This window comes from Silvibacterium bohemicum (genome assembly GCF_001006305.1).
Lineage (GTDB): Bacteria > Acidobacteriota > Terriglobia > Terriglobales > Acidobacteriaceae > Silvibacterium > Silvibacterium bohemicum.
Window position 1 is genome coordinate 47,374 of the sequence record NZ_LBHJ01000004.1, and the last position, 26,355, is coordinate 73,728.

General features: G+C 59.2%; 25 protein-coding genes. 16 read left to right on the forward strand and 9 right to left on the reverse strand.

Annotation, left to right across the window (positions count from 1 at the left end):
* The first annotated feature begins 412 nt into the window (after positions 1 to 412).
* From XX99_RS10780 to XX99_RS10790, 3 genes are all read left to right on the forward strand, one after another.
* Positions 413 to 2,443 (forward strand): S53 family peptidase, encoded by a 2,031-nt coding sequence (locus tag XX99_RS10780; protein WP_050059420.1) that lies wholly within the window; start codon positions 413 to 415, stop codon positions 2,441 to 2,443.
* Positions 2,444 to 2,617: 174 nt separating this feature from the next.
* Positions 2,618 to 2,833 carry a DUF3565 domain-containing protein gene (locus XX99_RS10785; RefSeq protein ID WP_050059421.1) on the forward strand — a complete coding sequence of 72 codons (216 nt, stop codon included), beginning with the start codon at positions 2,618 to 2,620 and terminating at the stop codon, positions 2,831 to 2,833.
* Positions 2,834 to 2,870: 37 nt separating this feature from the next.
* A complete protein-coding gene (locus XX99_RS10790) occupies positions 2,871 to 4,670 on the forward strand; it encodes an ABC-F family ATP-binding cassette domain-containing protein (protein ID WP_050059422.1) in 1,800 nt (599 codons plus the stop codon).
* A 28-nt stretch (positions 4,671 to 4,698) separates the two neighbouring features.
* Here XX99_RS10790 and XX99_RS10795 read toward each other — a convergent pair whose 3' ends face one another.
* A complete protein-coding gene (locus XX99_RS10795) occupies positions 4,699 to 5,133 on the reverse strand; it encodes a DUF6526 family protein (protein WP_156185935.1) in 435 nt (144 codons plus the stop codon).
* A 351-nt stretch (positions 5,134 to 5,484) separates the two neighbouring features.
* Positions 5,485 to 6,399: a hypothetical protein gene (locus XX99_RS10800; protein ID WP_050059424.1), complete on the reverse strand. Its 915-nt coding sequence runs from the start codon at positions 6,397 to 6,399 to the stop codon at positions 5,485 to 5,487.
* Between the two features lie 315 nt (positions 6,400 to 6,714).
* Here XX99_RS10800 and XX99_RS10805 point away from each other — a divergent pair, with 315 nt between their 5' ends.
* Genes XX99_RS10805 through XX99_RS10825 form a run of 5 tightly spaced genes read left to right on the forward strand, consistent with a single transcriptional unit; the run spans position 6,715 to position 12,362 of the window.
* A complete protein-coding gene (locus XX99_RS10805) occupies positions 6,715 to 7,716 on the forward strand; it encodes a hypothetical protein (RefSeq protein WP_050059425.1) in 1,002 nt (333 codons plus the stop codon).
* 24 nt (positions 7,717 to 7,740) lie between these two features.
* Entirely contained in the window at positions 7,741 to 8,733 is a 993-nt protein-coding gene (locus XX99_RS10810) for a DUF4129 domain-containing protein (protein ID WP_050059426.1), read from the forward strand.
* Positions 8,730 to 9,932 (forward strand): DUF4350 domain-containing protein, encoded by a 1,203-nt coding sequence (locus tag XX99_RS10815; protein ID WP_050059427.1) that lies wholly within the window; start codon positions 8,730 to 8,732, stop codon positions 9,930 to 9,932. Before XX99_RS10810 ends, XX99_RS10815 begins: the two co-directional genes overlap by 4 nt.
* A complete protein-coding gene (locus tag XX99_RS10820) occupies positions 9,925 to 10,902 on the forward strand; it encodes an AAA family ATPase (RefSeq protein ID WP_050059428.1) in 978 nt (325 codons plus the stop codon). The genes XX99_RS10815 and XX99_RS10820 overlap by 8 nt, the downstream gene beginning before the upstream one ends.
* Positions 10,899 to 12,362 (forward strand): DUF58 domain-containing protein, encoded by a 1,464-nt coding sequence (locus tag XX99_RS10825; RefSeq protein WP_221302450.1) that lies wholly within the window; start codon positions 10,899 to 10,901, stop codon positions 12,360 to 12,362. The genes XX99_RS10820 and XX99_RS10825 overlap by 4 nt, the downstream gene beginning before the upstream one ends.
* 17 nt (positions 12,363 to 12,379) lie before the next feature.
* Here XX99_RS10825 and XX99_RS10830 read toward each other — a convergent pair whose 3' ends face one another.
* Positions 12,380 to 12,649, reverse strand: a complete 270-nt coding sequence (locus XX99_RS10830; RefSeq protein WP_156185936.1) for a CsbD family protein — start codon at positions 12,647 to 12,649, stop codon at positions 12,380 to 12,382.
* A 227-nt stretch (positions 12,650 to 12,876) separates the two neighbouring features.
* Here XX99_RS10830 and XX99_RS10835 point away from each other — a divergent pair, with 227 nt between their 5' ends.
* The 8 genes from XX99_RS10835 (at position 12,877) to XX99_RS10870 (ending at position 21,369) form a co-directional block, all read left to right on the forward strand.
* Positions 12,877 to 14,256: a glycoside hydrolase family 18 protein gene (locus tag XX99_RS10835; protein WP_050059430.1), complete on the forward strand. Its 1,380-nt coding sequence runs from the start codon at positions 12,877 to 12,879 to the stop codon at positions 14,254 to 14,256.
* Positions 14,257 to 14,419: 163 nt separating this feature from the next.
* On the forward strand, positions 14,420 to 15,178 hold the full coding sequence (locus XX99_RS10840; protein ID WP_050059431.1) for an ABC transporter permease: 759 nt from the start codon (positions 14,420 to 14,422) through the stop codon (positions 15,176 to 15,178).
* 2 nt (positions 15,179 to 15,180) lie between these two features.
* A complete protein-coding gene (locus tag XX99_RS10845; protein ID WP_231581272.1) occupies positions 15,181 to 15,972 on the forward strand; it encodes an ABC transporter ATP-binding protein in 792 nt (263 codons plus the stop codon).
* Positions 15,969 to 16,751, forward strand: coding sequence for an ABC transporter permease (locus tag XX99_RS10850; protein WP_050059433.1), 783 nt, complete (start codon positions 15,969 to 15,971; stop codon positions 16,749 to 16,751). Before XX99_RS10845 ends, XX99_RS10850 begins: the two co-directional genes overlap by 4 nt.
* Positions 16,741 to 17,799, forward strand: coding sequence for an ABC transporter substrate-binding protein (locus XX99_RS10855; RefSeq protein WP_082125477.1), 1,059 nt, complete (start codon positions 16,741 to 16,743; stop codon positions 17,797 to 17,799). Before XX99_RS10850 ends, XX99_RS10855 begins: the two co-directional genes overlap by 11 nt.
* Positions 17,800 to 18,133: 334 nt before the next feature.
* Positions 18,134 to 19,312, forward strand: a complete 1,179-nt coding sequence (locus tag XX99_RS10860) for a flagellin N-terminal helical domain-containing protein (protein WP_050059434.1) — start codon at positions 18,134 to 18,136, stop codon at positions 19,310 to 19,312.
* Positions 19,313 to 19,476: 164 nt separating this feature from the next.
* Positions 19,477 to 20,892, forward strand: coding sequence for a flagellar filament capping protein FliD (gene fliD / locus XX99_RS10865; protein ID WP_050059435.1), 1,416 nt, complete (start codon positions 19,477 to 19,479; stop codon positions 20,890 to 20,892).
* A 9-nt stretch (positions 20,893 to 20,901) separates the two neighbouring features.
* Positions 20,902 to 21,369, forward strand: a complete 468-nt coding sequence (locus XX99_RS10870; protein ID WP_082125479.1) for a flagellar export chaperone FliS — start codon at positions 20,902 to 20,904, stop codon at positions 21,367 to 21,369.
* Between the two features lie 293 nt (positions 21,370 to 21,662).
* Here the strand turns inward: XX99_RS10870 and flgL are convergent, their stop codons facing one another.
* From flgL to XX99_RS10900, 6 genes are all read right to left on the reverse strand, one after another.
* A complete protein-coding gene (gene flgL / locus XX99_RS10875) occupies positions 21,663 to 22,565 on the reverse strand; it encodes a flagellar hook-associated protein FlgL (protein WP_082125480.1) in 903 nt (300 codons plus the stop codon).
* 5 nt (positions 22,566 to 22,570) lie between these two features.
* Complete coding sequence (gene flgK, locus XX99_RS10880; RefSeq protein WP_184084914.1) at positions 22,571 to 23,935, reverse strand: flagellar hook-associated protein FlgK; 1,365 nt, start codon at positions 23,933 to 23,935, stop codon at positions 22,571 to 22,573.
* 14 nt (positions 23,936 to 23,949) lie between these two features.
* The gene (locus tag XX99_RS10885) at positions 23,950 to 24,372 is read right to left on the reverse strand and encodes a hypothetical protein (protein ID WP_050059439.1); all 423 of its coding nucleotides are present in this window, start codon (positions 24,370 to 24,372) and stop codon (positions 23,950 to 23,952) included.
* A gap of 58 nt (positions 24,373 to 24,430) precedes the next feature.
* Complete coding sequence (gene flgM, locus XX99_RS10890; RefSeq protein WP_050059440.1) at positions 24,431 to 24,715, reverse strand: flagellar biosynthesis anti-sigma factor FlgM; 285 nt, start codon at positions 24,713 to 24,715, stop codon at positions 24,431 to 24,433.
* Between the two features lie 70 nt (positions 24,716 to 24,785).
* Positions 24,786 to 25,196, reverse strand: a complete 411-nt coding sequence (locus XX99_RS10895) for a hypothetical protein (protein ID WP_050059441.1) — start codon at positions 25,194 to 25,196, stop codon at positions 24,786 to 24,788.
* The gene (locus tag XX99_RS10900) at positions 25,197 to 26,354 is read right to left on the reverse strand and encodes a flagellar basal body P-ring protein FlgI (RefSeq protein ID WP_050059442.1); all 1,158 of its coding nucleotides are present in this window, start codon (positions 26,352 to 26,354) and stop codon (positions 25,197 to 25,199) included. It abuts the gene before it with no gap.
* Between the last annotated feature and the right edge of the window lies 1 nt (position 26,355).

Genomic DNA, 26,355 nt, shown 5'->3' on the forward strand with positions numbered 1-26,355 from the left:
TGGGCACAGGTTTGCATACGCACTGACCTAAGCGTAGAAGCGATACAGACCTCCGGACAGCCCGCGACCTCAACATCGTGGGCCGTTTTGTTTCTGCCCTCAACCCGCTCTCCATTCCCACTCCACGGAGAAATCATATGCCCCCCAATAAGCGGATCTTGCCATTCGCCGGCTGTCGATGTCGCCGGTTGATCTGAACATAACTTACTCAGCATAAGGGCAGGATGTAACTCCTTCCTGCCTGTCTTCGAGAGCATCGCTATCTCTCTCGCGAGTGAGCGGTTCTGCGTCTGGAGAGCGTTGCACAATGCTGGTCTCGGATATGCGGCGCGCGATCCGCCGCCTCTTCGAGACGACGCCCTCCCATGCTCTCAAGCGGCTATTTCACTTAGTTAAACTTTAGGAGAAGACCATGACGTTTTCAAAGAGAACCGTGAGCGTTGCTGTGCTATCAGCGCTCTTCGTGTCTGCGTCAGTTACTATGCCTTCCGCGTCGGCGCAATTGCAGAACAATGTCTCCGCCGCTACGCATTTAGCCAGCGACCTGGGACCGGTCGATGCATCGCAGCCGATCAATATCACTGTCCATCTCAAACCACAGAATGAAGCTTTATTCCAAAAGACTGTCGACGCACTTTACGATCCCTCCTCACCCACTTATCACCAGTGGCTTAGCAATGAAGATCTGAAAAAGTTTGCCCCCCCGCAAGCACAGCTTCAGGCGGTAACAAAGGAGCTGCAGAGCCAGGGGCTCACCATCCTTTCAACCGACGAGAACGGTTTCTCCATCCGAGCCAGCGGCGTTGCAGCTAACGTGGAGCAGGCCTTCCATACGCAGATTCACCAGTTCCAGCACAACGGAAAGGTCTTCCGCGCCAATGTACAAAATGTCCAACTTAGCGGAGCGGCTGGATCCTATGTCGCATCTGTCTCCGGCATTGAAAGCCATACTGTGCGTCCGCTCGCAACTCGGGCTATCAATCTTCAAACCAAAGAACCGCTACCATCAGTAGCGCTAACCAAAGTGCAGGCCTCAGGCGGCCTTTCTTCTATCATCACGAACCAGATTCTCTCGGCGCCCACAACCTTCACCTTCAACTCGCCCGGCGCATCGCTGCCCATCGGCATCTACTATGGCAATGTCTACGGGGCGAATCCTAACCTCACTCCGGACTACACTCCCGCGCAGTTGCAACAGATCTACGGCCTCACCGCTGCATACAAACAAGGCCTCAACGGCACAGGACAGACGATTGTGCTGCTTGAAGCCTACGGCTATCCCACAATCGAACAGGATGCCAACGCCTTCTTCAAGTTGGCGGGCCTGCCGCTGCTTAATTCTTCTAACTTCGAGATCGTATATCCAGAAGGCCAGCCGGTGAGCTCCCAGGCCGGTATCCTCACGGGATGGAATACGGAGATCGCGATCGATGTGCAATGGGCACACTCCATTGCACCTGGAGCGAAGATTGTCGTAGTCGCGGCTGCAGGTCAGGACAGCGAAGACTTTCAGGACGCCATCAGCTACATCACCAATCACAATCTCGGCAATTCGGTCTCCGATAGTTGGGAAGAGGATACTGACCTCATCGCGGGTCCGCTGGAACAAACATCTTTCGATCAGGTTCTCGAGCGCGCCGCGGCGAAAGGTATCTCCTTCCAATTTTCTACCGGCGATGGTGGTGATGGCGGTCTGGGCACGCCGCTCGGAGCGCCGGGCGTCCCGTCCGATTCGCCGCATGCAACTGCGGTGGGCGGCACTGCCATCCTGAACATTGTTGGAGGCACCGGAACAGAGCCGGTCGGTTGGGGTGACACGGTCACGTATGTGAGCGCTGGCGGCGTTCTCGATCCGCCAGAAGTTCTGGGTCTGGTCGGAGGAAGCGGTGGCGGCGAAAGCCTCTTCTTTTCCAAGCCATCGTGGCAAAAGTCTCTTCCGGGCACCGGTCGTCAGACACCGGATGTTTCGGCATTGGCCGATCCTTACACCGGCGTGCCTATTGTCATCACCTCCGGCAGCCAGCAGGTTGTTGAAGCAGGCTGGGGAGGCACCAGTCTTGCCAGTCCCATCTTCACCGCCATCTGGGCCATCGCCAACCAGAAGGCTGGCCACGCGCTGGGACAGGCCGCACCTGCAATCGCGGCTCTCAAGGAAGGCAGTGTGCAAGATGTTCTGCCACTCTCCAGCCCCACCGATGTTTCCGGAATCATTGTCGACAAGAGCGGCTCTAACTACTACTCGCCCGCGTCGCTTTTCGAAGGAGCGTTGTATAGCACCACCGGATTTACGAGTGCTATATGGAATCTGGGCAGCAGCGAATATGTCGATTTCGGATTCGGTATCGACAGCTCACTCACTGTAACTCCTGGCTGGGATGATGTGACTGGTTTCGGCACGCCGAATGGCCTCACCTTTATCAACGCAGTCGCTGCAGAGAAGTAATTTCCGCAACACTCTATCGGGACGGAAGAGTTCTAGCCTCCAACTTCCGTCCCGCATTTCTGTATGGAGCAATGGCCTTCGCGATTAAGGAGCCGGCTCCGAACTGACTGACGGTCTTTTCCGCACACATTATAATTAGGACATCACCGCAGCCAGCGTGGCTCGGTGATTTTCATGCCGGACGCCAAATCTACAAGCTATCCACCGCAGGCCATCCTCGGATTCCATCAGGATGAGCATGACGACTGGGTTGCGGATTTAGCCTGCGGGCATACGCAGCATGTGCGGCATCGCCCTCCATGGGAGCTGCGGCCGTGGGTCATGACGCTCGAAGGCCGGCAGCAGCACATCGGCATAACTCTTCTCTGCGCGAAATGCGCAGAGTCATAAAACAAAGCTTTCGAGCCTTCTCGAATACTGGAGCACCTTGGCACTTCTGCTCAATGCACAATCTGTTTCAAAGTCTTTCGGCGCGACGAATCTTTTTCGCGAAGTCTCTTTCACCGTCAATGACGGCGACCGCATCGGACTCATCGGCCCCAATGGCAGTGGCAAATCGACGCTGCTGAAAATGCTCTCCGGAGAGATCGATGCAGATTCCGGCGAAGTGACGCCGCGCAAAAATCTGCGCATGGCCTACGTCGCGCAGGAGTCGCAATTCCCTGACGGAGCCACGGTGCGCGCGGTTCTCGAAGCTGCGCTGCAACGGGCGCGGGTCCGCGAATCCGAGTGGGATCAGCGTCTGCACTCGACCTTTGGGTTGACCGGGTTTGAGAGCCTCGAGGCAGATGCTGGAACCTTCTCGGGAGGATGGCGCAAGCGGCTGGCCATCGCCGAGGCATTGGTTCAGCAGCCTGACCTGCTTCTGCTCGACGAGCCAACCAATCACCTCGATTTCGTCGGCATCGAGTGGCTGGAAGCTCTGCTTACGTCAGGATCGTTCGCGTCGGTGGTCATCAGCCACGATCGCTATTTCCTGGAGAACGTGGCCACGCAGATGGCCGAGCTGAATCGCGCCTATCCCAATGGGATGCTGCGCGCGAAGGGCAACTACAGCGAATTTCTCGAGGCGAAAGAGGAGTTTCTGCATGCGCAGGCTCGCCATCAGGATGCGCTGGAGAATCGAGTTCGCATTGAAAAGGAATGGCTGCGGCGCGGCCCCAAGGCGCGCGCGACCAAGGCCAAGGCGCGCATCGACAATGCGAACAAGCTCATTGCAGAACTGGCCGACTTGAGCAATCGCAGCAGGGTGACCAGCGCCAATTTCGATTTCGCGGCAACCGGACGGCAGACCAAGCGGCTGGTCGAGCTCGAAGACCTGAGCTATGCCATCGAGACCAGAACGCTCTTCGACAAGCTGAATTTTCATCTCACCGCAGGCATGCGCGTCGGGCTGGTTGGCCCCAACGGCAGCGGCAAAACCACGCTGCTACGCCTGCTCACCGGCGAAATTGAGCCGACTGCCGGACAGATCAAGCGCGCGAATCTGCTGCGCTTTACCTATTTCGAGCAGAACCGCACGCTCGACGGCGACCAGACGCTGCGCCGTGCGCTTGCTCCGGACAGCGATGCGATTGTCTATCAGGACCGCGTGATTCACGTCGCATCGTGGGCATCCCGCTTCCTCTTCACCGGCGAGCAGCTCAACCAGCCCGTGTCGCGGCTCTCGGGTGGTGAGCGGGCGCGCGTGTTGATCGCCCAGCTCATGCTTCAGCCTGCGGATGTGCTGCTGCTCGACGAGCCCACCAACGATCTCGACATCCCCACGCTGGAGATCCTCGAAGAGACGCTGCTCGAATATCCCGGCTCGCTGGTGCTGGTCACGCATGATCGCTACATGCTCGACCGCATCGCGAATATCGTCATCGGCCTCGACGGCGAAGGCAATGCAGGCGCCTTCGCCGACTATGCCCAGTGGGAGGCGTGGCTTGAAGAGCGCGAGCAGGCCAAGAAGCAGGCTAAGGCTCCAGAGCGCGCTGCTAACGCCGCGCCCGCGAGTTCGAAAAAGAAGCTGTCGTATCTGGAAGAGCGCGAGTGGTCGACCATCGAAGAGCGTATCGCTCAGGCCGAAGAGGTGGTCAATCGGCATCACGCGGAGATCGAAGATCCCGCAGTAGCAACCGATGCTGGACGGCTTCAGACAGCGTTGGCAGATGCAGCGAAAGCGCAGGAAGTTGTCGACGATCTCTATACGCGCTGGGGACAGCTCGAAGCCAAGAGGAACTAGCTTCCTGCGGGGTTAAACCCGCAGGTCGTCAGACACGCAGGTCATCGGCGCGCCACAAAACGATGGCTTGCTTGATCTGCTTCCGACCCAGGTTCTCGCGCAGAGTGCGCTCGACCAGCGCGGGCAGTTCGGCATCGGAGGCAAAGCGCAGAGCGACCAGCTGATCGATGGTCAAATCGGGGATTCGGGCCTGCAGCGGCTGGGGCAATATCGCAGCGAGGCGCAATCGCTCCTCAAGACGGATGACGCGATCCTGCACCATCATCGGATTGATGCGCGCGAGAAAAAGTAGCAGCAGGAACGCCACCGCCATCACCAGATTCCATGCCATCGGGAAGCCGGGAGAACGCACCAACCACGTGACGCTCACGATGAAGTTCGCAAAAAATAACGGGAGCAGAATCAGATGAAAGAGCGGGTGTACGCGTCCGTGGCTGGCAAAGCTTTGCTGTTTGTCTGACATCGGCTTCGACCTCGATTGGATTGTATTGCCAATCAAAAAGCTCATCCGAAAGGAGGACGGCAAAACCGATCTCCGGACCCATGACGGCGGGGAGGTATCGAAGCTAGTCTGTATCTGTCTCTAGCACATAACACCTCCTGGCCCTGGTCCAAAGCGACCAGGGTTATTTTTAGAGCATTTTTCTATTACTGTGCCCTTTTGGAAACTCGCTAGGTGCACCTTTTCTTAACGGAAAAGCTGCGTAAAGTGCCTCTCCTCGGTCGACACCTATAGAAAAAATGCTCTGGCCCCTGCCGCTCGGGCGACAAAGGCAGAGCTCCGCGTCAAGCGGCTCTTTTCCAGGAAACATCTTCAGTCTTGGGGCTTCACAGGTGAAGGGGTGGTTTGAGCTCCGCTCTGCGCATCGATCTTGGCTTGCTCCCGGGCCAGTTTTTCGGCGTGCTTGCGCTTGTGGTAGCGGGCGTAATCCGGCCAGAACTCGATGACCTCCGCGCCGATGACTCCCTCGGCGGAGGTGGTCAGTCCGCGCGAGATGGTATCGGCAAAGGTATGCTCCGAAGCGGGATAGTACACGTTGGAAATAGCCGCGCCGATCAGGTTGCCGCCGACATTGGCGTAGTTCGGCCCCCAGGTTCCGTTGTCGCGTTTGCACCAGACAGTACTGGCCGCAGCCCACCAGAAACGGCCCAACTTACTGCCTGTGCCCTTCTGAAAATAGCGGGGATCTTCATGCAGCAGACTGGTGAGGACGGCGTTCCCGAAGAAGTTGCCGATGAAGTAGTCCGCGTAGGCTGCTCCGTACCGCTTCGCGTAGCCCTGAACGCCTTGGCCATAGGCCGGAAAACTATCATCCGCCTGGCCGATGCCGGAAATCACTCCAGACAAAAGAAAAGGCCATGGGTCGATGGCGCTCTTGAAGAAAAGACTGAATTTCTGTTTGGGAGTCAAAGGGAGAGCGTCGCGGTTATTGGTGGTGTTGAACGTCGCCATGACGCCCATCACGCGCTGGTGCTCCTGCTCTTCGAGTTGCTCCTGAGCCTTCTTGCGCTGGATGTCATCCGCGCTTTGGGCGGTGGTGCTCTGGTCGCCGGACGCTGGCGTGCCGGCGCTTCCGGCTGACGGAGCCGGGGATGTCGATTGCTGCAGGCTAACCGCCGGATCGTCCGGCAAGTTGAGCAGAGCATCTGCCGACTGCGCTTGCGCCGTATGAACCGCGAAAACGGAAAGAGCGACAAAAGCAGCCGCGAAACAACAATTTCGACCCAATCAACTAACCTCAATCCTGTGGATAGGAGTCTCTCCCGCGTACGTATATCCGGCAAGCCTGCTCAATCTGAGCTATAGACGTGACAAATGCTGAGCGGGTTGGTCCCCGTTGAAATATTGACCTAATTTACTTGCATCTGCCGGAAAGGCCCGCGTGCCTGGGCCGGTCGAGGGAAAGAACTTCTCTATTTTAATTGATTTCGCTCGAACGAGGCTAAGTCTACACTTTGGCGTCGGTTTTTGCGCCAGACTTGGCCCCGTTTGAATTGATCCTGTTGTGCTACCATCGACCAACCTTGAAGCGGAGCAGGCTAAATGTCCAGCGGTAACAGTTGGGTCGGCACCGGCTATGACAATTCGCAGCAGTCCGCTGTTCCGCGCGCGCAATTCGATTTGCGGCCGCTTTCTACGGGAGAGCTGCTCGATCGCACCTTCCAAATCTATCGGTTGCGCTTTAGCCTTTTTGCCGGGCTAGCCGTTCTTCCGGCCGCGGTCAATGTGGTCGCCCAGTCGCTTCGCCTGTGGTACGCGGCGCACCAGAGTATTCATGCCCCTCATGGTGCGGACCTCTACCGCGGTCAGATTTTGACCGCCTCGCTGACCCTTGTTTCTGTGCTCATCTCGCTGGTTTTGTATGGAATTGTGCAGGCTGCCACTGCCTGGGCGGTTTCTGCCGTGTACCTGGGCGAAGCGGCCTCGATCAAGGCCGCCTTCGCTGTAGCCGGCAAGCACTGGTTCCGGTATACGCTGATCGTATTGCGGCAATTGTGGGCCGGCTTCTGGCTGCCCATGTCGTTGATGATCGCTGCGCTGACCGTTCAGCTCGCCAACCGGCGATCGCGCGAGGCAGCGCTGGCCGCAGGCATCCTCGTCTTTGTGACGTTCCTCTCGATGATTTATGCCGTATGGGCTTACATCCGCGTCTCGCTCGCTGTGCCCGCCGCGGTTGTGGAGTCGCTTGACGTCAGGGCCTCGATCAAGCGCAGCAAGCAGCTGCTGATCGACCGCAAGGTACGGATCCTCCTGCTCTTCCTCTTCCTCTTTGCGCTCTATCTCGTAATCGCCGCGATGCAAGCTCCCCTTGCGCTGATCGCGCTGCGCTCGCGAGGAGCGCAGGCCTTCCTGACGTACACCTTCAGCTTGGCTTTAGGCTTTGTGACCGGGACCCTGGTCGGCCCCATCGGCGCGATCGCGGTCTGCCTCTTCTATATTGACGAGCGCGTGCGCCGCGAGGGCTTCGACATCGAATGGATGATGTCGAAGATCGCCCCAGCCGCCGCGATTTCGGCTCCGCCTTCTGGGGAAATCTCTCTGTAGCTTCGTCCGATCCTGCGAAATGTGATGGCCCTCTTTCAGCAACGCAATCGCATCTTTTCGATTTCCATGTTGGCTCTCTGCTGTTCGGCCACGGCGCTGGCGTTGCCGCAGTCGACGCTGACTGCCTACACCGCGCATCTCGAGGCCCTGCGCAGCCTGGTGCAGAGCTGCCGCTCCAACGCCGCGGCATGCGACGCAAATACGGTCGGCAGCGACGAGCAGGTCCATCTGGCCGGATTGAATTCAGGCGCCAATGTCGATGTCTTCGAGGCCCACTACGATTGGCTGCGTGAAGTCCTTGGGCAGGCGCACGACCCGGCGATGAAAGACCGAGCAGACAAACTGAATGCCGCTGCGAGCCGCATTCAGGACTCGCTCGACGATGCACAAGGTCATGTTTCGGACGGGAACGCTACGGACCAGTTCCATCATGCCCGTGCTGACGCGGATGCCATCCTTCGCCACCCCGAATTTGTAACCGTCTCCGGCACATCCTTCTGGGACCGCGTGATGGCGCATATCGCTCTCTGGATCGACAGCCTCTTCAACAACGTCGCAATGTTCGGACGCCGTTCGCCGTGGATCGGACCGGTCTTCGAGTGGGGGCTTATCGCGCTCGCGGGCACCGGCCTATTTGTATGGGCCATGCGCGTGCTGCGGCGGCAGCGGCTGAAGGTGAGAATCGAAGCCGGGCGGCAGATCGAGCCGTGTGAAGAGGCCTCGCGCAATTGGCGCGCGCTGGCAGCGGAACAAGCAGCACGCGCGGACTGGCGGGAGGCCGTTCATTGCCTTTACTGGGCCACAATCGTGATGCTGGAGGGGCGCAGGTTCTGGGCTCCCAACCGTTCGCGAACTCCGCGCGAATATGTGCGCCTGCTTGAGGCGGGATCGCCCGGCTGGAGCTTGCTTCGTCAACAGACGCTGGGTTTCGAACGCATCTGGTATGGCCTGCAAGCAGCCGAACCGGGCGATTATCAGCGTGCGCTCGATGCGCACGAGCAGTTGAGGACAGTGTGAACAAGAAGCTCGGCAAAGACGCTCGCATCCTGCTCGGAGTCACCGTTGCCGCGGTATGCGTGATTGTGATCGGGGCTTTTTTCGCGCCGGCACAGGTCGACACCGACCACACGCCGAGTACCTTCAACAGCGGATCGGCCGGAGCCAAGGCCGCGTATCTGTTATTGAACCGGCTGGGTTACCGAACCGAACGGCTTGATGAATCGGCAGCCGCGCTCGACCATGTCGATGCGCCGCACGCCACGCTGATTCTGGCTGAAGCGCCAAGCCTCGACTACCGCAAAGAGAAGCCGCCCATCGCCGACTTTCTGCGCCTCGGAGGCCATGTTCTGGCCACGGGCGAATCGAGTGCGGCGATGCTTCCCGACTCTCACATCGCGCAGCCTAACGGCCTCCACACCGCGCTCTGCTACACAACGCCGCAAGGATTGAGTCCACTGGCGCGGGCCGGCCGGGTTGCGATCGAAGTGCCGATGCGCTGGAGTTCGAACGACGCGACCACGCGGATCGATCAGCTATGCGGCGACGATGCCGTGGTCATCCATTACGCGGTAGGAAAAGGCGAGGTGATCTGGTGGAGCTCGCCGCTGCCGCTCAGCAATCGCGGACTGCGAGAAGATCCGAGCCTGAAGCTGCTGCTCGCCAGCGTGGGGCCGCCCGGGAGTCTGGTCATCTTCGACGAATATATTCACGGCGCGCGGCCCGATCTTTGGGCGACCGCTTCTGGAACGCCGGTTGCCGCGATGGGCTGGCAGCTCGCCGGTGTGGCCATTCTGCTGGTGCTCAGCTTTGGCCGCCGCAACGGTCCGCTGCGCGCACTGGTGTCTTCACCGCGAACCTCGCCGCTGGAATTTGCCGAGTCCATGGGCGACCTCTACCGCAAGGCGGGCGCAGTCGATGTGGTTACAGGATGCGCCGAGCGACGCCTGCTGCACTTCCTCGAGACGCAGGGAGGAATTCCTCGCGAGAGGTTGCGCTCCGCGCCGGAAGCAATCGCCGCTACAGTGGCCGAGCGCTTTCGTTATCGCGGCACAGGGCTGGCCGAGGACATCAAGGCTGCGCGGGAGGCGGAGTTTGCCAAGCTGGCTCCAAAGAGCGCGCTCGCACTGGTCAAGCGGCTCGACCATCACATCGCCAACCTCACCGGACTTATGAAACATTCAAAATCAGAAAACCCTCACGGAGAATTGCGTGACTGAAGAAAGCCAGCACCAAACGGAACCGCGTGCCGCCATCACTCTTTTCGAAAAAGGTCGCGCCGAGCTCGGCAAAGTGATCTCCGGCCAAATCGAAATGATCGATCAGGCCCTGCTCACGCTGCTCTGCGGCGGGCACGCATTGATCGAAGGGGTTCCCGGCGTAGCCAAAACACTTGCGGTGAAAACCCTCGCACGCTTTCTCTCGCTCGACTTTCGCCGCGTACAGGGAACGCCGGACATGATGCCGGCCGACATTCTCGGCACCAGCGTTTTTTCTTTGAAGACGAGCGAGTTCAGCTTCCATCGCGGACCGGTCTTCACGCAGTTCCTGCTGGCGGACGAGATCAACCGCATGCCGCCGCGCACCCAAGCCGCGCTGCTGGAAAGCATGGAAGAGCGCCAAGTAACGATGGACGGCGAGACCAACGCGCTGGACGAATACTTCACTGTCTTCGCAACGCAAAATCCGCTGGAGTTCGAGGGCACTTATCCGCTGCCCGAGGCGCAGCTCGATCGATTCCTGCTCAAGATTCGCGTCGGCTATCCTTCGGCATTGGAAGAGAGAGCGATCCTCGAACGGCATCACGCCGCACTCGATAGCACTCATCTCGAACAAACGGCGATCGAATCGATTTCTGTCCCGGAACTCGCTGCCGCTCGCCGGGAAGTTCGTAGAGTGCGCATCGAGCCTGCGATCTTCGATTACCTGCTGGCCATCGTGCGCCGCACCCGTGAGTGGCCGGCCATATCGCTCGGAGCGAGCCCACGCGCTGCGGCCGCGCTGCTCATCGTCGCGAAAGGCAATGCGGCGAAGGAGGGACGAGACTATCTGCTGCCCGACGACATCAAGGAAGCCGCGCCGCCTTGCCTGCGTCATCGCCTCATCCTGAAGCCGGAGGTCGAGCTGGAGGGCTTCGATCCGGATCGCGTCATTGCCGATCTGCTAGCCGCGGTGCCGCTTCCGAAATGATTCAGACACTCGTCCCGCTGCCGGTACAAGCTGCGGCACGTCCGCAGGGCCGGTGGGGAAAGATCTTCGGCTACGCGCTCACGCCGCGGGCTCTCCTTCTGCTGGCCGGCGGCTGCCTGCTCGCTGTCCCCGGATTCTTCTACGCCAAGTGGATATGGACCATGTTCGCCTGGGATGCCCTGGTGCTGCTGCTCGCAGCATATGAAGCGGCAACGCTACCGGCGCCGGCGGCGATCCAGATCGAGCGCAGCTTCGATAACTCGCCGGTTCTCGGTGAGCCTCTGACGATCCGGGTCGAGGTCACACAATCTTCGAATACCATCCTCGACATACGAATCACCGATGCTTTGCATCCCGCACTCATCCCCATGCCGGCGACGAAGCGAGTCGCCGCGTATCCACGCGATCCGGCGCGCGCGACGATCGGCTGTACACCGAATACTCGCGGCGACATCGCTCTCGGCAAAGTTTTCCTCCGCTACCGCGGCCCGTTTCGGCTGATCGAGCGCTGGGCTGCGGCCGATCTCGAACAAAATGTTCGCGTCTATCCGCCGATGGAGCGGTCGCCCGAGGATACGGCACTCTATCTGTTACGAATTCGGCAGATCGCACTGCAAAAGCGCCGTCTGCGGCTGCGCGGTACGGGCCGCGAATTCGAAAGCCTGCGCGAATACCAGCGCGGCGACGAGCTGCGCAATATCGCGTGGCCTGCTACGGCCCGGCGCGGCAAAGTCATCACTCGCGAGTTCACGACGGAGCGCAGCCAGCAGGTGTGGGTCGTTCTCGATGCGGGAAGATTGTCACGGACCGCGTTCGAGTTACAGCCAAGCCCGCAACGAGTCGACGCGGGCAGTGCAACGATCCCGCAGCAGCTTTTTTCGGATACTCGTCTCACGGTCACGCAGCTGGATCAAGCTTCGGGCACTGCATTTGCGCTGGCACAGACGGTGATGCAGGCGGGAGACAAAGCAGCGTTACTGGTTTATGGACGCGGGATCCAGCAGCAACTTCTGCCAGCATCGGGCCCAGGCCATCTCCGCCAGTTTGTCGATTCGCTCTCTCAGGTTCGAGCCGAGAGCGCGGAGGCCAACCATCTCGGTGCGGCCGCGCGTTTGAAGAATCTTCAACGGCGGCGTGGGCTGATTCTCTGGATCACTGAGCTTGCGGACAGCGCGCGACGTCCCGAAGTGGTTGACGCCGCCGTCGACCTTGCCCGCCGCCATCTTGTCCTTCTTGTGATCCTCATTCATCCGGAACTTGACCGGCTATCCAGCCGCGAGCCCGCGAACGTCGAAGAGATGTTCATCTCCACCGCCGCAACCGAGATCTTGGAGCGGCGGCGAGAGACGGTCATGCGACTGCGCGCGCAAGGAGTTCTGGTTATCGAAACCACACCCGGAGCGATGAAGACCGATGCCATCAATCAATACCTTGAAATCAAAGCGCGCGGACAGCTATAAATCCAAATTGAGACTTTTTACTTCCGTTCGTCTCCGAGCCCGTGTTCGCGATCGAATTCCTTGGCACGTGCGGCCTTCAATTCTGCGTCGGCCTTGGCGACTCTGGCTCTATCGATGAGGGCTTCGCCCGCATCTTTAAGATTTCCCCACGCCTCGCGCGCGTCGCCTTTGATCTGATCTTCCTGCCCAGCGATCTTTAGTCCCTGATCGCCCACTAGCGCGCCTGCCGCCTCTTCGATTCGACCGCCAACCTTTTGCAGCACGCCCTTTATCTTGTCGTCATTCATCGATAGCTCCTTCAACCACCCTGATAAGGTGCGGCCGAAGGCCTCAAGGTTGGCTCGCATGCGATTGCGAAGAATGTATGCTTGCCGAAAAGCTTTCACACTGCTTCGAATGTTGTAACAGTACGTTCAACGAATCAAACGATCGTCATATGGGAGAACGATGGATACAGATGCGCAGAGAGTAAGGTTTCGCATCCTTCGCCCCACTCTTTCGCGTCTATAGTGATGTGTCTTTTTCTTTTTTCATTCCAAATGGCATTCGCGCTGCGGTGCTCACGTCGCTTTTTGCGCTTCACGCTGGCGGATTTCAAGCGCGGGCAGCGGATGCTCCGGCTGGCGGCGAGCCCATTCTTGTCGGCTACTTCGGACAATGGGGTGTATACGATCACTTTTTCGTTAAGAATCTATTGACCAGCGGCGCGGCGGACCAGCTCGATCAGATCAATTACTCGCAGGGCGCGGTGCGGGGCGGGCGCTGCAGCGTAGCCGATCCCAACGCCGATCTCAATCTGACCTTTCACGCCGAGGACTCGATTGACGGCATAGCGGACAATCCGAGTAACGCATTTCGCGGCAATTTTCATCAACTCGCCGCACTCAAGAAACGCTTTCCTCATCTCAAAATTTTGATTTCGCTCGAAGGCAGTCCCAACGATTTTGCAGCCGGTGCGCAGCCCGCCCGGCGCTCTGCGTTCGTCGCCTCCTGCATCGATACTTTTATTCGCGGCCACTTCGCGCCCGGCGCGGAGGATGCGAACCTCTTCGACGGCATCGATGTCGACTGGGAGTATCCCAAAACCGAGGACGCTGCCAACTACATCGAGTTTTTAACCCAGCTGCGCGAAGCCATGAATATGGTTCGGCCGGGCTTGCTACTCTCTGTCGCGGTAGGAGCTTCGCCGCGCATGTATCCCGGCGTCGATATGAGAGTCGTGAGCTACATCGCCGACCAGATCGGCATGATGAACTACGACTACACGGGGCCGTGGAATCCCAAGACAGGCTTTCTTGCGCCGCTCTATTCCAATTCCGGTGGCAGCGTCGAGCGCAGCCTTCTCGCCTATCGCGAGGCGGGTGTGCCATCGAACCAATTGCTCATGGGCATGCCGTTCTACGGCTATGGATGGCAGCAGGTGGGAAGCGATGGCCACGGATTGTTTCAGCAGGGCCACGCCATTCACGAAGATCGCCCCTATAGTTTTCTTGAAACCCTTACCACGTCTGCGCCTGCACTTGATCCAGATGCTGATGATGACGACGATCCCCCACCCGCAACGCCGCCGGTCTCGCCTGCGCATGCCGGGGAGAAACGTCCTACAACAGCGGCGCAGCCATTTGCCATTTACCGTGATCCGCGGTCGCAGGCGCCCTGGCTTTACGACGGAAATACATTCTGGACCTTCGACGATCCCACCTCCATCCGCTTCAAGGTGCAATTTGCAATCGAGCAACACCTGGGAGGCGTGATGGCATGGGAGTTGAGCGAAGACACGGCGAGGGCAACGCTGCTGCGCGCAGCGCGGTCGAGTCTGCAGCGGCATTCAGCAGCAAATCGACCGGACGTAGGCATCCCTGCCATCTCCGCCGACAAGACTCTGGCTCCGTAGCACCCGCCATTCCCCGCACGAACAGCTCCTCGAATCGCCGGATAGTGCGACTCAACATTCCGATGGATTACTTCACCTTTCCGGAGCGTGCTATTGTCGGTTACCGGGAGGGGGAAGTCATGGCCGCGCCGACCATAGATGGAATCCAAAGAGGTGAAGCACGTTGAAGCTGAGTCTCCGGTTACGCCCGATTGCGTTTATCGGCGTCCTGCTGCTGGCCTGGCAGATTGCCGTGAGCCTTCATCCGGGTCACTTGCTGCCCACACCGCTTGAGGTTTTGCGCGGCATCGGCGATCTTCTACAGCATGGCCTTCTGCTGAAGTACATCGTCGCTTCGCTCTTTCGCGTCACCTGGGGATTCGCGCTGGCCGCATTGTTGGCCATCCCGCTCGGATTATTGATCGGCTGGTACAGCCGCGCCGAGATGGCCTTCAATCCGCTCCTCCAGATCCTTCGTCCGATATCGCCGCTGGCCTGGATTCCAATCGCGATCTTGTGGTTTGGCGTCGGCGATCTCGCTGCCGTCTTTCTGATCTTTCTTTGCTGCTTCTTTCCGCTGCTCCTGACTTCGATTCAGGCGGTGCGCAGTGTTCCTGCGGTGTATATCCACGCCGGACGCAATTTTGGATTGAGTCCTGCAGCCATGATCGGTCGCGTGCTGTATCCCGCGGTGATGCCGCAGCTCATCATCGGATTGAGAATTACATTGGGCATCGCGTGGCTGGTGGTGGTTGCGGCAGAGATGATCGCGGTCAACTCCGGGCTGGGCTTTCTCATCGTCGATGCGCGCAACGCCGGCAGCCGTTATGACCTGGTGGTGGCGGGCATGATCATGATCGGCGTGATTGGATGGCTGCTCGATCTGGGTATGCGCTCTCTGGAACGTGTCAGATCGCTGCGCTGGGGCTATGCGGAGGATTAATCTTGTCGTCATCGATTAAGGAGGGCGCTATTTCGCCGTCACCAGAGACAAAGTTAGTCGTCGAGCACGTGAGTATGATCTTCGCGCGCGATGGCAAGAGCGTGCCGGTGCTCGCGGATATCGATCTCGATGTTCGCCGCGGGGAGTTTCTCTGCATCGTGGGTCCTTCGGGCTGCGGCAAATCGACGCTGCTGAATCTGATGGGAGGTTTTCTTCCGCCGACCAGCGGTGCGATTCGTATCGACGGCGAAATCGTGCGCGGCCCCGATCCGCGCCGCATCTTCGTCTTCCAGGAGCGGGGAGTTTTTCCCTGGCTCACGGTCGAAGGCAACATCGGCTTTGGTCTCTTCAAGCTGTCGCGCGAAGAGCGTGAGCGGCGCATCGCGCACTATATCCAGATGGTCGGATTGAAGGGCTTCGAGCAGGCTTATCCAAGCGAGCTTTCGGGCGGCATGAAGCAGCGGCTGGAAGTGGCACGGGCGCTGGCCGTCGACCCCGATGTGCTCTTTCTCGACGAGCCATTCGGCGCACTGGATTCGATCACACGCCTGACCATGCGCGGCGAGCTGCTTCGCATCTGGGAGACGGAGGGCAACACCATCATCTTCGTCACTCACGATATCGATGAGGCGGTGCAGCTTGCGGACCGCGTAGCCGTCATGAGCAGCCGCCCAGGCAGGATTCAGCAGATCGTCGACATCGACATTCCCCATCCACGCGACATCAGCTCGCCGCGATATCTCGAGCTGCGAGCCGGCATTTACGACCAGATTGGGCTGGCCCACAGAATATGAACTCGCTGCAACAGCCGCGCAAATGGGAGAGCTTCTTCTGGCCGCTGCTCACCGTCGCGGCATTCCTCGCGCTGTGGCACTTCGCTGTCGTGTGGACGGCGACGAAGATTTTTCCATCGCCCCTCGATGTCGAGCGAGGCATTGTTACGCTGGCACACAAAAATGTTCTCTGGCTCGATATACGCGACTCGCTGCGCCGCGTTGCGATCGGATATGGTGCGGCGGTCGTTCTCGGCATTCCGATCGGCCTGATTCTCGGCTGGTATCCAGCGATCAACCAGGTGGTGAATCCGGCTATGCAGATTCTGCGGCCGATCAGTCCGATCGCGTGGATCCCCGTCGCCATCATTTTCTTCGGAATCGGCGACGATTCTGCTGTCTTCCTGATTTTTCTGAGCGCTTTTTTTCCTATCGTTGTCGCGTGCATCGACGGAGTGTCCAATGTGCCGTCGATGTTTCGCCGCGCGGGTCGTAACTTCGGGCTTTCTCCTCTGCAGTTGCTGGCAAAGGTGGTCTTTCCGGCGGCGCTTCCACGCATCCTGATTGGATTACGCATCTCGCTGGGCATCGCATGGCTGGTGGTGGTCGCAGCGGAGATGATTGCCGTCGACTCCGGGCTCGGCTACCTCATCATCGACTCGCGGAATTCCGGAAAGCATTATGATCTGGTGGTGGCGGCCATGCTGATGATCGGCGTCATCGGACTGATTCTCGATCTCGGCTTTCGAAGGCTGGAGAAGATGAGATCGGTTCGCTGGGGATTCCGCTATGAGTCTTAAGCGCAAGATCATTCTCTTCGGCTGCGGATGGCTCGTGCTCATCACCGCGATGCACGGCTATCTGAACGTCAACTGGCCGGCGCTGCTCAATGACTATCAGCCGCTCGCCAAACGAAAGATTACGGTGGCGTATATCCCCGTCACCTGTCAGCTCACCTGCCCGGTCACCGATTACATCTCGAAGTATTCGCAGAACGGCGAAATCTTTCTGCCGCGTATGTTCCAGGGATTTCCCGAGATCAAAGAAGCTCTCATCTCGGATAAGGTGCAGGCTGCCTTCATCGTCGCTCCCATGGCCATCGCTCTCAAGGCGCAGGGCGTGCCGATCAAGGTTGTGTATCTCGGCCATCGTTACGGCAGCGCTGTGGTGGTTCGAAGGAACGGGCCGGTGAAGACCTTCACCGATCTGCGCGGGCGCACCGTTGCCATACCCAGCCGCTTCTCCGATGAGCGGCTGTTGTTGTTCCGCGCGATGAAGGTCTGGGGGATGAAGCCGGGAGATATCAAGATGGTGGAAATGGCTCCGCCCGATGTCTCCGGGGCACTGGCTGCGGGCGCCATCGATGCGTTCTCCATGGGAGAGCCCTTTCCCTCGCAGGCCGAGATGTCGGGCTTTGGCCGCGTACTTTTTCAGGCGAGAGAATACTGGCCGGACTATATGTCCTGCATCCTCGTCGTCCGCCAGGACCTGATCGACAGGCGTCCCGATGAAGTGCAGACATTAGTGGATGGCATTGCCAGATCCGGCCTCTGGCTGGACCAGGGAAAGCCCTATCGCGAAGACGCCGCCGATTTTGTCGGACGCTTTTATTACAACCAGAAGCCCGCGCTGCTGCGATGGGCCCTGACCAAGCCGATGGACCGCGTCGTTTATAGCCCCCTCGCACCGAGGAAGCGCGACTTCGATCTGGTGCGCGACATGATGATCGAGACCGGCGTGCTGGACAAAAAGATCGAGTTCAACGAATACACCGACACACGCTTCTCCGATGGAGCCACCAGCCAGACGGCGTGGCGATATCAAGCGGGCATCGCAACGGCGCGTTGATCGTGGATCATTGATCAAGGCTTTGCTCTCCGTAGTCGGGTGATTTCTCCGTTTTAACTCCTCTTCGCATTCTGATTTGCCCGGCCACTCCAGGTCGCCTATAGCTTCGCAGGCAGCGGGATCTTTTGCGATAAAACTCCTCGACATACGGTTGATCGATGAATCGATGGGAGATCTCCACGGACGAGATTTTTCAGACCCGCACTAGAATCCCGAAAACGAGAAGCCGATAGATTGCCCGTAACAACAAACCACCTGCTCCAAGTAACGATTCTGGACCTCGATGGCGGAAGGGTTCGGTGCAGGCGGAATTCGATATAAGGAGCAATACCACATGAGCATCACCCTGCTGAACAACATTTCTGCACTGGTCGCAGAGAACGCCGTTTCCAACACGCAGGCCAGCCTGCAGAACACGCTCACCCAGCTGTCCACCGGTTTGAAGATCAACTCCGGCGCGGACGATCCGGCCGGCCTGTCGATCGCTGACGGCCTCGGCGCCAACATCGCTGCCCTCACCCAGTCGAGCCAGAACGCCTCCAACGGCATCGGTCTCTTGCAGACCGCCGACGGCGCGCTCTCGCAGGTCACCAACGTTCTCAACCAGGCAGTCACCATCGCGACGGAAGCCTCGAACGGCGGTCTTACCACCGACCAGGCGACCGCTCTGAACACCGAGTTCACCGCGATCCTGAGCGAAATCAATACCATCGGCCAGACCACCAACTTCAACGGCACCTCGGTCTTCAACAACAACAACACGGACTCGCTCGCCTCCGCTCAGGGTTCGGTAGCCTCTCCTCTGGCCCTGACCACGGTCCTGACCACGGGCGATTCGGTCACCATCAACGACAGCGCAACCGGCGGCACCTTCAAGTTCACCGCTGCTGCGGGAGACACCGTCGGCGACCTGCAGACTGCGATCAACAACGCGGTAACCGCTGGAACGCTGAGCGCCGGCACCACGCTGACCATCCCCACCGCCGGCGGCGCAGCCGCCAACCAAGGCCAGGTTGTCATCGCGACGACCACAACCGGCGACTCGCTGCAGATTACCAGCAACGATCCCACGCTGGGCACCTTTGCCGCTTCCACCAACTCCGCGGATAATGCGTCGTTCTTCACCAGTGACGGCACCGGCGGCGGCGCCTCCACCACAACCACCTCCATCAGCAACCTCTCGGCGGCGGCACTCGGCCTGACTGCGACCGGCGTCGACCTCACCTCCGCTACCGATGCCAAGACCGCTCTGACCGCGATCACGGCTGCGATCAGCACCATTGCCGCACAGCGCGGCGACATCGGCGCCTCAGTCAACCAGCTGACCGCCGTAGGCAACGTCGAGAACACCGAAGTCCAGAACCTGACCAACGCGCAGAACAACGTCCAGAACGCGGACATTGCTTCTACAACCTCCAAGCTGACCCAGTTCAACATCCTGGAGCAGACCGGCTTCGATGCTCTGTCGCAGGCGAACTCCGCCGAGCAGAACGTCCTGAAGCTCCTGCAGTAAACTCTTCCCTTTCACCCAAGCCGTGGCGCTTATGCGCCACGGCTTTTTGTTTCCCCGCTGACTGAAAGCGACGGGGAAATATGCCGATAGAGAAGTGCGGTTAAATCGATGAATTCGGACGCGTGACAAGATTCGCGCTCCGAGCAAAGGAACCGGTCAAATTTATGAGCTCATCTTCCCTGCTTAGTTCACTTTTAGGATCATCCAATTCGTCGACGGGCATCAACATCAGCGACATTCTGCAGGCGCTCACCGGCGCATCGACGCCCGGTATCGACGTGACCGGTGCCGTAAATGCGGCGATCAGTGCCGCCGAAGCGCCGGAGAAACAGTGGGAGGCGCAGCAGAGCACACTGCAAAGCCAGGCTACTGCCCTGACCGCGATCCAAACCGACATTACAAATCTCGACAACGACATGCAGTCGCTGAACAGCCTCACCGGACCATTGGCGGGTGTGAGCGTTACCTCTTCCAATTCAAGCGTGGTAACGGCATCGGCGGCTCCCGGAACCTCTGCTGGAGACAACACGGTGACGGTCAACAATCTAGCAACGACGGCCGCCTGGACCTCAGGCGCTGTCGCGGACTCAACAACCGCATTGCCGGCCGAGAGCTTCACCATCACCAATGGCAGCGGTACTTCCAAAACCTTCACCACCGACGGCACGCAGACACTGGGCGACCTGGCGAGCGAGATCAGCGGCGCCGGTCTGGGAGTTACTGCCAGCGTAGTTACTGACACCACCGGCTCTCGCCTGTCGATCGTAGCCAGCGCTTCGGGCAGCGCTTCGAATTTCACTGTCAGCTCGACAGATTCGGCGGACTTCGGCTTTACCCAAACGGTAAATGCTGTCAATGCGTCGCTGAAGGTGAACGGGGTTGACATCTCCAGCGCGTCAAATACAGTGACCGGCGCGTTGCCGGGCGTCACGTTGAACCTGTTGAGCACCAGCACGAGTCCAGTCACCCTTGACGTTTCTGCTAATACGTCCGCGGTCTCCTCGGCCATCAACCAGTTTGTTTCGGACTACAACACGGCGATCAACGCCGTGAACGCGCAATTTACGGACACTGGTTCAGGCGAGGGTCCCCTGGCCGGCGACTCCACGATTACCGATCTGCAGAACGATCTCCAGCAGGCATTGGACTACACCAACACGCCGACCACTGGAACCACCACCATCCCCAACCTGACTTCCCTGGGCATATCCGTGAACAAGGACGGCACGCTCAGCGTGAACAGCACGACTCTGAACAGCGTTCTCGCCAATAACTTCGGCGACGTTCAGAGCTTTTTCCAGGGCACCGCGCTGAACGGCTTCGCCAACACGCTGGATCAGCAGCTCACCAGCTTCCTCAGCCCGGCCGATGGCGCATTCACGGTGGATCTGCAGAGCATGAGCACCCAGAACACTTCCCTGCAGAGCGACATCAACAACTTCCAGACCAACGTCATCAGTCCCCTGCAGACACAGTTGCAGAGCGAATTCAGCCAGGCCGAGATCGCACTGCAGCAGCTGCCGGGAGAGATCAAGAACATCGACGCCGAGCTGGGCGAGAATAACTCCTCAAGCAACTAGCCGGAGACAATGATGGGTCCCTCAGAACTTGCATACCGTAAAACCTCGATCGAGGGCGCCAGCGGCTTCGGCCTGTTGATCGCCCTCTACGACACCCTGGCGGGCAATCTGCGCCGCGGCGCGGAGGCCGAGCGCCGCGGCGATATCGAGACACGCTGCCGCGAACTGAACCACGCCTTTCTGGTCATCGGCTTCCTGAAGGACCGGATCGATCGCGGAGATGACGGAGAGCTGTCACAGAAGTTGATTTCCTTCTATGCCTCCTTGCGTCGCAAGCTTATCCTGGCCCAGGCCAAGAGATCGCCCAAGATGCTGGACGATATGATGGCGGAGATTCTAAAGATTCGCGAGACCTGGCAAGCGGTCGAGCGGCGCGCGGCCACTCCTCCCGAAACACCGGCGTGGGGCGAGCAGCAGAGTCATCCTGCCGGATCGCCGGCGCAAGAGCCGCGGACGGCCTCCAGCTGGTCGGCATAGATTCTTTTCCATCAACACAGACAAAACGAAAGGCCCTTCTTCGAAAGAAGAAGGGCTTTTTGCTGCTGACAAAGTTGTATCGGGTTTAGGAAGCAAAAGACCTTGCACTCACAACATTGGGCAGAGGCATCGGGGCTCAAGCGCACGGAATTGGACCGGCTCATTCGTGAGGCCGATCCCTCACCCTCCCTCCGAAAAACAAATGAAAAGCCCGGACGAGGGATACTCGTCCGGGCTCGTATGCCGAGGTTTTGAAGCGTTTCCCGTGGGCGATCTACCCACCGTCATCCGCTTTAGTCTGGAGGGCTCAGGAAGTTGAGCAGGGTATTGGGCAGAACCTTCGCTGTGGCAGCCAGCGCGGCGCTGTTGTCGGCCTCCGCCTGGCTCAGGTTCGTTGCGGCCGTTGCCGGATCCACGCCGATGAGATTGTTCTCCTGCGAGGCGAGGGAGACGGTGTCCTGCTGCAGGAACGAATCCTGAGCATTGAGCTGATTTTCCGTGTTGGCGTAAAAGGCCTGCTGCTGGCCCAGGACGCCCAGGGCTGAGGTTATGGAACTCGACGCTGTCTTGATATCCGCGGTGTTATCGCTTTGTATCGCAGTCAGCAGCGAGCTCAGAGACCCCAAGATGCTGCTAGAGGAGTTGGTAAAGATCTGACTACCGGGCAGATTGACCTGGATGCTGCTCTGATCGCCGACGGCCACGGAGTTGGTGTCGGTATTGCCGTTGTAGGTGTAGCCGGTCGGCGAGCTCGAGTCTACGGTGAACGGAGCGCTGCCGCTGGCTGTTCCCCCGAAGAGGTACGTGCCTCCGACCGAGGTATTGGCCTCGCTCACCACACTGGTCAGGATTCCCTGTACCTGTTCGGCAAGAGCCTGCAAATTGGCACTGTTGTTCGTGCCATTCGCGGCTTCCGTCGCAACCGACACCGCCTGGGTCAGAGCAGTGGCCACGGAGCTTAACGCCGCGCCGGCCGTCTCGACCGTCGACAATGCACTGGTAACGTTCTGCGTGTACTGGTCGACGTTCTGCGTCTCTATGTTGTTTTGCACCATCGCGGCGGCAGCAGCCGGGTTGTCGGATGGCACGCTTACGGTTTTGCCAGTGGACAGTTGCTGCAGCGCCGTATTGAGAGACATCTGGCTCTGCTGCAAGTCCGCGAGAATTTCAGGGGCCATGTTTGGATTAACGCGCATATCAGTCAAAAGCTCTGTGAGGATCCCATGTCAAGGGTATCCGTGCTGAGTTGCTGGATAGTGCTTACAATTCGCGCAGCCGCCTCGTAGGCGGTCTGGTAACGAATCAAGTTGGTGGTCTCTTCGTCGATACTCACAGCCGACTCCGAGCCCTGCTGGTTGGTAAGCTGCGACAGACTTTGACCGATCGCGGTGGATTGCGAGCTGGCATTGGAGGCGGCTTCGCCGACCTGAAAGACCAGAGTGGAGTAGGCATTGGCTGCCGTCTCTCCGGAGGGGAGCGCGGTCGTCAGCGCGGCAGAAAGATTGGCCACGTTGCCGTTGCTGCCCGAGGCGCCATCCGAGCTGACCGCAATCTGCGAGGCATTGGTGAGCGCTACGCTGATGCCTGCTGCCGCTCCACCAGTCGTCGGAACCGTGAAGAAGGGCTGTCCTGCGTTGCCGTTCGAATCGGTGCCCTTCGCTTGAGCGGCATTGAATGCCGTGGCGAACTGGCTGGCCAGCGTGTTCAGCTGGGTGAGAACTCCAGGAATCGTCTGATCGCGAACCTGGATTGCTCCGCCGAGCTGACCGCCCTGAATGGCGGTGGTGATGTTGTTGCCGTTCGAATCCATCACCTGCTGGAAGCCATTGGTGCCGGTCGAAGTCTGCAGGTTAAAGCTCTGCGTACCTGAGACGAGCGGCGTTCCATTGCCGGTGGTGATGACTTCTCCGTTGCTGCCTTGCGTAACGGAGATCCCCGTCAGAGTGGAGAGCTGCTGCACCAGTTGATCCCTCTGATCTTCAACCGTGCCGCCGTCCTGGGAAGCCGGAACCTGCGAGACTTCTCCGTTCAGCTGCGCAATTTGCTGGGTCAGGTTGTTGATCTCGGCGACCGTCTGCGTTACTTGGCTGTCTGCCGTCGATTGCGCGCCGGTCAAGCCCTGAGCTGTGGTATTGAAGGCTTCTGCGAGGCTCTGGGCGGCAGAAAGAACGCCCTGCTGATCCGCCACGGTCGACGAGCTGCCCGAAAGCGCCGCGAGGCTGCTGGAAAGCGAACTGAGAGCCGTACCGATGTCGCCGCCGCTCGTCGAGAAGAAAGTCTGCACCTGACTCATGCTGGCGGACTCCGTGTTAGCCGCGCTTTGGGCCGAGGTCTGTTGCGCAATCTGCAGGTTGAGCAGCTCGTCGCGGACGCTCTGAATCGCGTCGATATTGACGCCGCCGCCGGTCACCTGGCCATCGTTGAACGTTTCGGCGTTCTCGCTCAACAGCGCTTCTTCGCGAGTATAGCCGGGGGTGTTCGCGTTGGAGATGTTGTTGCTCGTCGCGTTCAATGCTGCTTCCGACGCGTCCAATGCCTGCATGCCGATCGAGAGAGAAGTATTCAATCCACTCATAGCGTTTACATCTGGCAGGACCAGGTGTGATGCTTCAACCCGGCGCCAGGAGCCTCCTGAAATTGTCCTTTGAATGAGCTGAAAAGTGATGCCATCAGTGCAACGGAATGGCTGGAAAGCTTGAGCAAAATCGAATAACGGTGATTCAGGTTTTGGAGCCTGTCGTTGGCAGCGTAGATCTGCTGCATAAGGTCTTCGTCGATGCGAGTCTGCGAGGCCGCAGGACTCGCATCCACGGGAGCATCCAGGTCGTCCGCCCACTCATCAAGCTGGGCGCTTAACACCTGCTGGTTAGCGACGCTCTCCTCGAGTTCTGAGAGAGCATTGTGAGCGATGGCCTGCATCGCTCGTTCCAGCTCATTGGCGAGAGAACGGAGCAGCTGCAGATGCGACGCCGCCTTCTCATTTCGATCCAGAATGCCTGTCATTGTTCCTCGCCCCTTTAGTAGGTATCCTTCTCCTGGAACGAGTCACAACGTTCCAGTTTCAGGCTTTTTCGTCAATCATCGATGCGGCGATCTTCACCGGATCGAGAACATACTGCCCGCTGCTGATGGCCTGCTGCAGGCTATCCACTTTGTCCTGCCGGACCTCAGGGGTGCTGAGGGCCGTGCTAACCAGGGAAGCCACCGACGTCGAATTCGACGTGAGTGTCGCCCGGTCTTCCCCGCTCACCGAGCTCGAGGCGGCGCTGCTGTGCGCGTTTACCTTTTGCGAACTCGGCCCACTCGAAATCTGATCTGCTGACGAATTAAATAGGTCGATTCTCATTTCAACTCCCTCATATGAACTGAACCGCCGTTACTATCGGCACGTCCCATGCTGGAGTTTAATGAAATCCTCAGTGTTTTCCGTCAACCTGTTTAGAATCTGTCGCCGCCGGCGCAGCATGCTGCGCGTAGGCCTTGTCCGCCGCGGCGTGCATGGCTTTTGAGACCATTTTCGCGATCCCAATCCCTCCGGAAGCCGCCAGGGATTGCGACAGCGCCTGCACCCCGTAATTCATCACCTGGTCCCTTCCCGCCTCATCCTCATCGTCTTCTGCGCCCGGAACGCTGGCGAACGACTGCTCCGCCTGTTGCAGCCAGCTCCCCAGCAGCACCGACTCGAATTCCTTGGATCCCTTTTCGATCTTGGCGTCGTCGGTCTCGGCCTTCTCCGACCGCGCCTGCTGAATCAAGCGATCCTGCCCGGACTGGAGGGCACTGCTCTGGGCGGCGAGTGAACCCAACCCCATCATGCTGGTTCCCATTTACTGGACCTCCAAATCGGCCTGTAAGCCACCCTCAGCCTTGATGGCTTGAAGGATTGCCACTACGTCGTGAGCTGTCGTACCGATAGCGTGCAGACCGTTCACCAGCTCTTCCACGTTGGCGCCATCGTCGAGCCGCATCGACTGGGCCGGTCCGTCATTGACATTGAGGTTCGTCTGCGGCACCAGAACCGTTTGCGGCCTGCCCTTGTTGTCCGGAACGATCGCCGCACCATAGTCGGTTACCACTTGAATCGAGAGGGTTCCGTGGATCACCGAGACCGGCGACAGCTTGACATCGCCGCCCAGCACGATGGTGCCGGTGCGTTCGTTGATTACGATCTTGGCCGGCGTGTGAACACTCAGCATCAAATTTTGCACTCGGGAAATCAGCAGGGGCACGGAGGGTGAAGAGGCCTCGGCCACGCTGATATCCACGCGCCTGCTGTCGAGAACGGTAGCCACGGGGCGATGGAAATCCTGGTTCACCACGTCGGCGATGGACTTGGCGGTAGTGAAATCGGGATTGTGCAGCAGCAGCGAGACAGTTTTGAAGTCGTGGAGATCGACGGCGGTGTCGCGCTCGACGATGCCGCCGTTGGGAATCGAACCCACCGTGGTCGAGTTCACCTCCCGGTTGTTCTGGCCGTTGCCGGCCAAATATCCTCCCAGGACAAGCGGCCCCTGGGCCTCGGCATAGACCTGGCCGTCCGGACCATGAAGCGCGCTCATCAGCAGAACGCCGCCTTCGAGGCTCTTGGCGTCTCCAACGGAAGAGACGGTGACATCGAGCTTGGCGCCCGGCCGGGCAAAGGGTGGAAGCGATGCGGTAATGAAAACCGCGGCCACATTCTTCACGATCACGACGCTGGGTTGGATGAGCACTCCCATCTTCTGCATTGCGTTCGCCAGCGTTTGCACGGTCAGAAAGGTCTGCTGGCTATCGCCTGTTCTGTTGAGACCGGTAACCAGTCCGTAGCCCACCAGCATGTTGTCGCGCACGCCTTCAATGCTGGTGATGTCGCGAACCAGAACCTGGCGATTGGTGTCAGCAGCGGCAACACTCGGCGTGAGCACGGACAACGCAAGGTTGATGGCCACAAAATATCCGATCATCGACCGGAGCCTTGCTTTCGAATTGGAGAGTTTCAGCTTCATC

Coding starts and splice junctions, on each gene's coding strand:
- XX99_RS10780 (WP_050059420.1), top strand. CDS start 413: ATGACGTTTTCAAAGAGAACCGTGAGCGTTGCTGTGCTATCAGCGCTC.
- XX99_RS10785 (WP_050059421.1), top strand. CDS start 2,618: ATGCCGGACGCCAAATCTACAAGCTATCCACCGCAGGCCATCCTCGGA.
- XX99_RS10795 (WP_156185935.1), bottom strand. CDS start 5,133: ATGTCAGACAAACAGCAAAGCTTTGCCAGCCACGGACGCGTACACCCG.
- XX99_RS10805 (WP_050059425.1), top strand. CDS start 6,715: ATGTCCAGCGGTAACAGTTGGGTCGGCACCGGCTATGACAATTCGCAG.
- XX99_RS10810 (WP_050059426.1), top strand. CDS start 7,741: ATGGCCCTCTTTCAGCAACGCAATCGCATCTTTTCGATTTCCATGTTG.
- XX99_RS10825 (WP_221302450.1), top strand. CDS start 10,899: ATGATTCAGACACTCGTCCCGCTGCCGGTACAAGCTGCGGCACGTCCG.
- XX99_RS10830 (WP_156185936.1), bottom strand. CDS start 12,649: ATGAATGACGACAAGATAAAGGGCGTGCTGCAAAAGGTTGGCGGTCGA.
- XX99_RS10850 (WP_050059433.1), top strand. CDS start 15,969: ATGAACTCGCTGCAACAGCCGCGCAAATGGGAGAGCTTCTTCTGGCCG.
- XX99_RS10855 (WP_082125477.1), top strand. CDS start 16,741: ATGAGTCTTAAGCGCAAGATCATTCTCTTCGGCTGCGGATGGCTCGTG.
- XX99_RS10860 (WP_050059434.1), top strand. CDS start 18,134: ATGAGCATCACCCTGCTGAACAACATTTCTGCACTGGTCGCAGAGAAC.
- fliD (WP_050059435.1), top strand. CDS start 19,477: ATGAGCTCATCTTCCCTGCTTAGTTCACTTTTAGGATCATCCAATTCG.
- XX99_RS10870 (WP_082125479.1), top strand. CDS start 20,902: ATGATGGGTCCCTCAGAACTTGCATACCGTAAAACCTCGATCGAGGGC.
- flgL (WP_082125480.1), bottom strand. CDS start 22,565: ATGCGCGTTAATCCAAACATGGCCCCTGAAATTCTCGCGGACTTGCAG.
- XX99_RS10885 (WP_050059439.1), bottom strand. CDS start 24,372: ATGACAGGCATTCTGGATCGAAATGAGAAGGCGGCGTCGCATCTGCAG.
- flgM (WP_050059440.1), bottom strand. CDS start 24,715: ATGAGAATCGACCTATTTAATTCGTCAGCAGATCAGATTTCGAGTGGG.
- XX99_RS10895 (WP_050059441.1), bottom strand. CDS start 25,196: ATGGGAACCAGCATGATGGGGTTGGGTTCACTCGCCGCCCAGAGCAGT.
- XX99_RS10900 (WP_050059442.1), bottom strand. CDS start 26,354: ATGAAGCTGAAACTCTCCAATTCGAAAGCAAGGCTCCGGTCGATGATC.